Annotated in this window: 6 protein-coding genes; 2 read left to right on the forward strand and 4 right to left on the reverse strand. The window is 71.6% G+C overall.

Annotated elements, in window-relative coordinates; genetic code table 11:
* A partial coding sequence (locus tag ACR2FV_RS11910; protein WP_434015912.1) for an IclR family transcriptional regulator occupies positions 1–744 on the forward strand: 744 nt, incomplete at its 5' end.
* Between the two features lie 31 nt (positions 745–775).
* On the opposite strand, the gene ACR2FV_RS11915 is transcribed toward ACR2FV_RS11910, so the two are convergent.
* The 4 genes from ACR2FV_RS11915 to paaN form a co-directional block, all read right to left on the reverse strand.
* The gene (locus tag ACR2FV_RS11915) at positions 776–1,933 is read right to left on the reverse strand and encodes a cation:proton antiporter (protein WP_434015913.1); all 1,158 of its coding nucleotides are present in this window, start codon (positions 1,931–1,933) and stop codon (positions 776–778) included.
* Positions 1,934–1,945: 12 nt separating this feature from the next.
* Entirely contained in the window at positions 1,946–2,452 is a 507-nt protein-coding gene (locus tag ACR2FV_RS11920) for a cation:proton antiporter regulatory subunit (protein ID WP_434015914.1), read from the reverse strand.
* Positions 2,453–2,562: 110 nt separating this feature from the next.
* The gene (locus ACR2FV_RS11925) at positions 2,563–3,342 is read right to left on the reverse strand and encodes an NUDIX hydrolase (RefSeq protein WP_434015915.1); all 780 of its coding nucleotides are present in this window, start codon (positions 3,340–3,342) and stop codon (positions 2,563–2,565) included.
* 23 nt (positions 3,343–3,365) lie between these two features.
* Positions 3,366–5,102, reverse strand: a complete 1,737-nt coding sequence (gene paaN / locus ACR2FV_RS11930; protein ID WP_434015916.1) for a phenylacetic acid degradation protein PaaN — start codon at positions 5,100–5,102, stop codon at positions 3,366–3,368.
* Positions 5,103–5,570: 468 nt separating this feature from the next.
* On the opposite strand from paaN, the gene ACR2FV_RS11935 reads away from it, so the two are divergent.
* A complete protein-coding gene (locus tag ACR2FV_RS11935; protein ID WP_434015917.1) occupies positions 5,571–6,245 on the forward strand; it encodes a hypothetical protein in 675 nt (224 codons plus the stop codon).
* Positions 6,246–6,424: the final 179 nt, after the last annotated feature.

A 6,424-nucleotide genomic window follows, 5' to 3' on the forward strand; every position in this document is an offset into this window, starting at 1 on the left:
GCGGCCGCTGCCCTGCTCGCCCTCGGGTCCCGGGAGTCGACGGAGGGTCCAGGACTCGGGGTGGTGCGCCTCGCCGAGATCACGGGCGGCGACAAGGGCCAGGTCTCGCGCCTGCTGGCGACGCTGACCGAACGGGGGTTGGTCGAGCGCGACCCGCAGACGCGCCTGTACCGGCTGGGATGGCAGCTGTTCGCCCTCGCCGCCCGGGCCGGTGACCAGCGCCTACTGGCGTTGGCGGCCCCCGTGCTGACCTCCCTCGCGGAGCGCGTCGGTGAGCGCGCCAGTCTCACCGTGCTCCACGGCGCCGAGGTGCTGACCGTGTCCTCCCTGGCCCCGCCGCGGGCCGTGCAGGCCATCGGCTGGGTCGGACGCACGGTGCCGGCCTACTGCACGTCGTCCGGGCGAGCGCTGCTCTTCGACCACAGCAAGGCCGACCTGGAGGCCCTGTTCGTCGACGAGCCGTTCGCGCCCCGAGGGTCGGGCAGCCCGACCGACGTGGCGAGCCTGCATCGACGGGTGGCGGCAAGCCGTGCCCGCGGCTATGCCGCCGTGGCGGGTGAGTTCGAGCCCGAGCTGGCCGCGGCAGCGGCGCCGGTCCGAGACCTGCACGGGAGCGTCTGTGCGGCCGTCAACGTCTCGGCGCCCCGGTTCCGCTACACCGCGCAGGGTCGGCTGGCCGGGCTCGGCCGGCAGGTCACGGACGCCGCCGACGAGCTGTCCGCGCTGCTCGGGCGCGACGGCTGAGCAGCCTCCTGCAGGTCACCGCCCTGGCACGTCAGGGATGGTGCCGCAGGCGGGCGCCGATCGGGTCGGCGATCCGAGCCAGCACCGGTCCGATCACCGCCAGCACCATCACGTATGCCGTGGCCAGCGGTCCGACCTGGGCGACTCCCGCCGAGACCGCCAGGCCGGCGATGACGATGGAGAACTCACCCCGGGACACCAGCACCGCGCCCGCCCGCAGCCGACCGGGACGGCCGACGCCGTCGCGCGCCGCGGCATACCAGCCGGTCGCCAACTTCGTCAGCACCCCCACCATCGCGAGCAGGACTGCCGGTCCGAGCAGGGGCAGCATCTCCATCGGGGCCGTGGCCAGCCCGAAGGCCACGAAGAAGACCGAAGCGAAGAGATCGCGCAGCGGGCTCAGCAGCTCCCGCGCCCGGTCGGCGAGGGCGTGGGGCACCGCGATGCCGACCAGGAACGCCCCCACGGCAGCAGAGATCCCCACCCCCTGGGCCACCCCGGCCACCAGCAAGGTCAGCCCGAGCATCCGCAGCAGCACCTGCTCGTCGTCGGGATGGTCCAGCAGACGCTCCAGCCGATCACCCCCGCGGTGGGCGACGAACAGGATGAACCACACCGCACCGAGCGCCAGGGTCACCCCGCCCGCCGCCTGCAGCGGTCCGCCGCCGGAGAGCAGCACCACCAGCACAGGCAGGTAGATCGCCATCGCCAGGTCTTCCAGCACCAGCAGGGACAGCACTGCGGGCGTCTCCCGGTTGCCCAACCGGCCCAGGTCGCCCAGCACCTTGGCGACGATGCCCGACGAGCTGATCCAGGTGACCCCACCGAGCGCCAGCACCCCGCCGAGCGGGAGTCCCAGCAGCACCCCGGCCACCAGTCCAGGAGTCACGTTGAGCACCAGGGCGACCACCCCGGACAGCCGGTGCCGGTGCAGGCTGGCCATCAGCTCCGACGCCGTGAACTCCAGGCCAAGCGTGAGCAGCAGCAGGATGACCCCGATCTCGGCGGCGACCTCGACGAAGGGCTCCGCGGCCCGCAGCGGCAGCAGCCCGCCGTCACCGAAGGCCAGACCCGCCAGCAGATAGAACGGGATCGCGGAGATGCCGATCCGCCTGGCCAGCAGCCCCAGGGCGGCCAACCCGGCGAAGAGCCCGCCGAGCTCCAGGAACAGCACTGCCAGGTGGTCCACGGCGGTACCTCGTCAGGGACCGTGCCAGAGAATCTCGCGCAGCTGGTACAGACCCGTCCCGGTGCCCACCACGACCAGCAGGTCGCGACCGTGCAGGACCTCCTCAGGCCCCGGCGAGGTGATGACGTCGACCCCACGCACGATGGCCACGATGGAGCAGCCGGTCAGCGTGCGGGCCTTGATCTCTCCGAGCGGGAGACCGTCGAACGCCGCGCCCTCGTCGATCCGCACCCGGGCCGTGGTCACGCCCGGCAGCTCGGCCGCCTCCCCGATCCGGTGCACCATGGACGCGCCGTTGAGCAGGCCGGCCAGGGCCTCGGTCTCGTCGTCGTCCAGCGGCACGGTCAGCGAGGCCCGGTCCGGGTCACGCGAGTCGTAGGCGACCAGCACCGAGCCGCCCTCGCGCTCCACGATCAGGCTCAGCGGGATCCCGGCCCGGGTCGTCAGCTCGTACTTGATCCCCACGCCGGGCAGGATCGTCTCGACCACCTGTGGGGTTGAGCTGCGCATGGTGCTCATCGGGACCACCTTGTTGCTGGGGTTGCTCGCGGCTGCTCGGGCTCGCTCGGACCCGACTGCGCAGGCCCTGTCCTGTCAGTGTAGGGACCGCACCGCCCCTGGTCACCGGTCTACGCGGGCAGAGTCCCGTCCTCCAGGTATGCCGTGTGCTCGCCTGCGCGGACCTGCTCCAGCAGGCGCACGACATACGGGGCGGCGTGCGCGCGTGCGGCCTCCAGGTCGCACCAGTGCACGGCCCGGATCTCGGTGGTTTCCAGCACCGCCTCGTCCACGAGTGCCGGGTGCTCGCCGAGGTCGAACACGCACAGCAGCGCGTCCTCCCACTGCCGGTAGGGCGGCAGCCAATCGAGCGCCAACAGGTCACCGGCCTCGACCGTGGCGCCGAGCTCCTCGCGGACCTCCCGCACGACGGCCTGCGCCGGGGACTCCCGCGGGTCGACGACCCCACCGGGCAGGTCCCACTCCTGCTTGTAGAGCAGCTCGCACATCAGGAACCGCCCCTCGCCGTCCCCGATCAGCCCCTGCGCGATGACCCGCTTGACCGGCAGCGTCGCGTTGAGCATGGCCAGGAACGCCTCCCGGGTGCCCAGCGCCGCGTCACCGGCCAGTCGGGCCAGCCTCGTGACGTCTCGGGGTATGCCGTCCGGTGTGGTGAGCCGCCCGCGCGCCACGCCCTCGGGGCGCAGGCCCGCCCGCTGCAAGGTGCGGCGCAGCGGCACCTGCTCGACGTCGACCTCGGCCTCGACCCGGTGCAGGCCGTCGTCGAGGGCCTGTAACACCGCCTCGCCGAGCGCTGCGGCAGCCTGGCCGTCGAGCCACCACGGGTCGCTGTCGTCCCAGGTCAGCAGACCGACGCCGGGGACTGTCTCGTTGATCTGCCAGGGCGCCACGCTGCTCAGCCTGTCACAGCCGTTCAGACGTGCCGACGGCTGGTGATCACCCGGAACCGTCCGGAGACGAAGGCCGCGTCGGTGTAGGCGGCGGTGGCCGCGGGGTTGGCGCCGGTGCCGTGATAATCGCTGAACGCCGCGGTCTGGTTGACGAAGATCTGGCCGGTGAGGTTCTCCGAGAGCGCGACCCCGGCGTCGGCTGCCGCTTCCCGCGTCGCCTCCAGCACCTGCTCGTCGGTGGAGTAGACCGCCGCCGTCATCCCGCCGTGCTCGCGGACCGTGCGACGGAACGTCTCCAGGGACTCATCGGTCGAGGCGGTGCGGATCAGGAACGCGACCGGCCCGAAGCACTCGTTGGTGTATGCCGTCTCGTTGCCGGCGTCGACCGCGACCAGGGCGGGGGTGCGCACGACCGCGTCGGGGTAGGTGGCGTGCTCGACGGCCCGGGAGTCCAGCACCACCTCACCTCCGAGCCGCTGCGCCAGGGCCGGCACGTCGGTGGCCCGACCGCGCACGTCGTCGTTGACCGTGGCGCCGAGGATCTCGACGGCCTTGGCGTCGTCGGCGGTGAACTTCGCGATGGCCCCGGCGATCTGCTCGGCGGCCTCCTCGAAGCTCAGCTCGCCCTGGTCGGTGCTGATGCCTTCGGCCGGCAGGTAGAGATTCTGCGGCGCGGTGCACATCTGCCCGGAGTAGAGCGAGAACGAGAACGCCAGGTTGCCCAGCATCCCCCTCAGGTCGTCCGTGGAGTCGATCACGATCGTGTTGAGCCCAGCCATCTCGGCATACACGAGCTTGCCCGCCGGCGTCGCCTCCCGCTCCAGCCACTGCCCGAAGCCGGGGCCACCCGTGTAGTCGATGAGCGCGACCTCGGGGCGCATCGAGAGGGTCTTGGCCAGGCCGTCGCTGCCCTGCGCGACATCGCCCTCGGGCGCCAGCTGCACCAGCGCCCGGTCGAAACCGGCCTGCGCCAGCGCATCGCGCGCGATCGCCACGGTCAGCGCCAACGGCAGCACCGCCCGGGGGTGCGGCTTGACGATCACCGGGTTGCCGGTGGCCAGCGAGGCGAACAGCCCTGGGTAGGAGTTCCAGGTCGGGAAGGTGTTGCAGCCGATCACCAGGGCCACGCCCCGGGGCACGATGCGGTAGTCCTTGCGCATCCGGATCGGCTCGCCCTTGGCCGGCTTCTCCCACAGCACGCTGCTCGGCACCCGCTCCTGCTCGGCCAGCGCCGCGACCACGGCCTCCAGCGCGCGGTCCTGCGCGTGCGGCCCCCCGGCCTGGAAGCTCATCACGAACGGCTGGCCGCTGGTGTGCATCACCGCATGCGCCATCTCGTGCGACCGGGCGTTGATCTGCTCGACGATCTCCACGCAGACAGCGGCCCGGGTCAGCGCCCCGGCGTCGCGCCAGGCCGGCATCGCCGTGCGAGCCGCAGCCATGGCCGCATCGACGTCGAGCTGCGGGTAGCGCACGCCCAGCGTCGGGCCGTAGGGCGAGACCTCGCTGCCGACGCTCTGCCCCGTCGAGGGCTGGTCGGCCAGGGCGTCGAAGTCGCTGCCTCGAGCCTTCTCGAAGGCGTTCTGCCCATCCTGCGGTGCGCTCTCGCCGTAGACCCGGGGCGAAGGCGACTCGGGGTAGCGGCTGTAGTAGCTGCGATCCGCGAGCGCGGTCCGCGCCGCCTCGAGGGTCTCGCGGTGGGCCTCGAGCAGAGGGTGTTGGCCCCCGGTCGTCGTGGTGGTCGTCGCCGTCGTCGTCACGCCCGCCACGATAACGCCGCACGGAGTGAACGACGACACACCATAAGGTCATACGGAACGTGCGCTGTGGCGCACATACCGTATGCCGCCGTCCGAGACCGACGTATGGCGTGCCGCCCGCCCGCGGAGTTGTCCACAGGACTTCGGCGCCGGATGGTCTGGCCGAGCCAGAGTGGCACCTATGACCGACGGCTCAGGGGCGAGCGAGCGGCGTCAACGCAGCGCTGGCGAGCGCGAGGAGCGTCAGCGCCGGGCGGGTGAGGTGGCCGAGGCCCACAGCGGAGTGGCGAAGTGCTCGGCATTGGTCGAGGCAGGCGTCAGCAGGGATGCCATCCGGGCAGAGATCGGGCCGACCGTTGGACTCGGATGGGGCGCCACACGGTGGGGATCACCTCGGAGCGCGGCAGCGAGCCTGCCCTTCGCTGGCGAGCCGTCTGGGAGTCAGGATCAGGTGTGGTGCTCGACGGCGTGACATCGCTCCAATCCGCCGGACTCACCGGCTGGTCGGAGGATCGAATCCACGTGTCTGTCCCGGGCAACAGCCGGGTCCACGAAGTCGAGGGAGTCCATGCGCACCGGCTGAGAGATGTCGGCGACGTCCTCACCGCGGGCACACCTCGCGCTCGACCCGAGGTGGCGGTCATCAGGGCGGCCCTGTGGGCCGGCACCGACCGGCAGGCCGCGACCCTGCTGGCCATGACGGTGCAGCAGCGGTTGGTCCACCCCGACCGGGTGCTGGACGTCTGGTCGCGGGTGCAGCGGTGTCGGCGACGAGCGCTGCTCAGCCAGGTCGTGGCCGACGTGTGCACCGGCGCGCACTCGCTGGACGAGCTGGACTTCGCCGCCATGTGCCAGGCACGTGGGCTGCCCGAGCCGACCAGGCAAGTGGTGCGCAAGGGGCGGCGGGGTCGGGTATATCTCGACGTGGGCTGGGAGGACCTCGGCGTGCATGTGGAGATCGACGGCGCCCAGCACACCCAAGGGCTCAACGCGATCGATGACGCCCTGCGGCACAACGACCTGGCTGTCGAGGGATCCGTCAACCTGCGCATACCGGTGCTGGGTCTGCGCCTTCGACCCGACGATTTCATGGGACAGGTCCTCGCGGCCCTCGACGCTGCCCGCGTCCGGAGGACCAGTTGACCTCTCCGGTCACTCCTCTCAGAGACAAGGTCATACGGATTGTGCGCCCCAGCGTAACTACTCAGGTGGGCTGAGTTGGTTGTTCAGTTCGTGGCTGGTAGCCAGGGTGTGCCGGCGAGGAGGTCGCTTAGGGCGTCGAGGACAGGTGCACCGTTCTTGCGGGCGGTGGAAACGTAACT

The organism is Ornithinimicrobium sp., from assembly GCF_051004135.1.
In the GTDB taxonomy this organism is placed as follows: domain Bacteria; phylum Actinomycetota; class Actinomycetes; order Actinomycetales; family Dermatophilaceae; genus Ornithinicoccus.

Bases quoted from the DNA above. Each gene is read 5' to 3' on its own strand.
- ACR2FV_RS11920 (WP_434015914.1), bottom strand. From the start codon at position 2,452: ATGAGCACCATGCGCAGCTCAACCCCACAGGTGGTCGAGACGATCCTG.